The sequence below is a fragment of the Streptomyces sp. SID14436 genome (assembly GCF_010548465.1).
Taxonomy (GTDB): domain Bacteria; phylum Actinomycetota; class Actinomycetes; order Streptomycetales; family Streptomycetaceae; genus Streptomyces.
Genome location: NZ_JAAGMD010000065.1, coordinates 1 through 2,357, shown reverse-complemented (window position 1 = coordinate 2,357; position 2,357 = coordinate 1). Strand labels below are relative to the sequence as shown.

At 76.4% G+C, this 2,357-nt stretch carries 2 protein-coding genes; both read left to right on the top strand.

Annotation, left to right across the window (positions count from 1 at the left end; translation table 11 throughout):
• Nucleotides 1–2: 2 nt before the first annotated feature.
• Nucleotides 3–773 carry a DUF4097 family beta strand repeat-containing protein gene (locus G3I53_RS02185; protein WP_164437976.1) on the top strand — a complete coding sequence of 257 codons (771 nt, stop codon included), beginning with the start codon at nucleotides 3–5 and terminating at the stop codon, nucleotides 771–773.
• 110 nt (nucleotides 774–883) lie between these two features.
• Complete coding sequence (locus G3I53_RS02180) at nucleotides 884–2,296, top strand: hypothetical protein (RefSeq protein ID WP_164437977.1); 1,413 nt, start codon at nucleotides 884–886, stop codon at nucleotides 2,294–2,296.
• Nucleotides 2,297–2,357 lie beyond the last annotated feature (61 nt).

Below are 2,357 nucleotides of genomic sequence, written 5' to 3'. Positions count from 1 at the left end.
CGGTGCGCCGCACGGCGCGGGCCCGGACCGCCGCGGTCGCCGGGGCCGCCGCGGTGCTCGTCGCGGGACTGAGCGGCTGCGGGGCGTCGGCCGCCGACGACCGGCATCCCGAGCGCCGGTCCTTCGCCCTGGCGGGCTCCACGCTCACCGTGGACAGCGACGACACCGCCCTGGAGATCGTCGCCGCCGACGGCCGGCCGTCGGGGAAGATCCAGGTCACCCGGTGGTTCCAGGGTCGGGTCGCGATCGGCTCGGACCCCGAGGTCACCTGGTCCATGAAGAACGACCGGCTGGTGCTGCGCCTGAAGTGCTCCGGCATCGTGGCCGACTGCGCCGCCCGGCACCGCGTCGAGGTGCCCCGCGGGATCGCCGTGAAGGTCGACAACGACACCGGCAGCGTGCGCGCCAGCGGCTTCCGGCACCCCCTGACCATCCGCTCCGGGGACGGTTCGGTGCGCGTCACCGACACCTCCGGGCCGGTGGACCTGCGCACCGGCGACGGTTCGCTGCGGGCCGAGGTCGCCTCCCGCACGGTGCGCACCCGCTCCGGCGACGGCTCCGTCCACCTCACCCTGAGCACCGTGCCCGACCGGGTGGAGTCCCGCAGCGGCGACGGCTCCCTGACCATCGAACTGCCCCGCGCCGCCTACCGGGTGGACACCAGGACCGGCGACGGCGCCGAGCGGGTGTCCGTGCCGCGCGACGACGCCAGCGCCCACGTGGTGACCGCCCGCACCGGCGACGGAAGTCTCACCGTGCGCACAGTGAACTGACCGGCCCGTGTGTTCGTCCTTCACCGGTGGGACAATGACACCGGGCCGGGCGAACGACGATACGGGAGAGGGATGTGACGGCGACATCAGCGCAGCCGCACTCGCCGTCGATGCCATGCGTGCCGGGCACGCGTGGCGCCGTACCTCCTCCACCACCGGCGGTGCCGCCCGCTCAGCGGGCTCGCTCGCGCCGGTCCGGCGGCCCGCTCGGGGACGTGCTCGTGCTGGCGGCGCTGCCGCTGGTCGCCGTGCTGGCCCTGCCCGCCGCGTTCACGGGCGGCGGCACCCGGCGCTGGTTCGGCGGGCGGGCGGAGAGCCAGCGCGCCGAGGCGCAGGCCGCCAAGGACGCCGCGGCCGCCGCCTTCTACGAGCTCGACACCGCCCAGCGCGACCTGCGGATCTCCATCGAGACGATCGTCGCCGTCGACTCCTCCCCCGCGGCCCGCAAGGCCGTCGCCGACTTCGAGGCGATCGGCCGCCGCATCGACGAGGCCAGTCACCACTACATCGCGGCCGTCGACGCCCACGACCTCGACCGCGACGACCTGGAGGCGTCCGCCGCCTCCCGCGCCCGCACCGAACTGACCGCCGCCAAGGACGAACTGGGCCGGGTCAAGCACGAGCTGGACCGCTTCACGGCGGGACTCGGCCCGCTGCTCGACAAGGCGGAGACCCAGCTGGCCCGCCTCGCGCCCGCCGTGGAGCGCGCCCGGCAGGCCCTGCTCGCCGCCTCCCAGGCCCTCGACGCCACCCGCGGCACGGGCCTGAAGGCCGACGACCTCGCGGCCCGGCTCGCCGCCCTGTCCCCGGAGCTGACCGCGCTGAACCAGGGCGCCGGACAGCACGGGGTGCCGGAGACCCTGGAGCGCGCCGCACGCGTCACCCGGGAGGCGGAGGCCGTCCGCGCCGAGGCGGAGCGGCTGCCGGAACGGGCCGCCGAGATCGACCGCCGGCTGGTCTCCCTGCGCACCCGCGCCCAGGCCCTCACCACCCGCTCCCAGCAGGTCGACCCGGTGCTCAGCGAGCTGCGGCGCCGCTTCACCGTCGCCTGCTGGCAGGACCTCCAGCGGGTCCCCGAGATCGCCACGGAGAACGTCCGGCAGGCCGAGGCCAAACTGGCCGAGGCCCGCACCGCCCGGCAGGAGCAGCGCTGGGCGGACGCCACGGCCCTGCTGTCGACGGTGCGGGCCCTGCTGAACACCACCGACGAGGCCGTGTCCGCCGCCGGCGACCGGCTGCAGCAGCTGAACGCGGTGCAGAAGGACCCCGAGCAGGAGATCGAACGCACCCGCTTCGCCATCCGCGACGCCCAGCGGCTCGCGATGGCCGGCCGCCAGACCCCCGACCCGCGGCACGCCCGCCCCCTCGACGACGCGGTGGCCCGCCTGGAGCGCGCGATCGGCACCCTGGAGGGCCGGCATCCCGACTACTGGCACTTCCTGACGGAGACGGACGCCGTCCGGCAGACGGTGGCCCGGGTGGTGTCCCAGATCCGCGAGGAACGCGGCGCCGGCGCCACGTGACGACGGGCGCCCCGCCGGTTCCGGGGCGCGGCTCCGCCCGGCCGGTGGGGCCGCCGCCGTG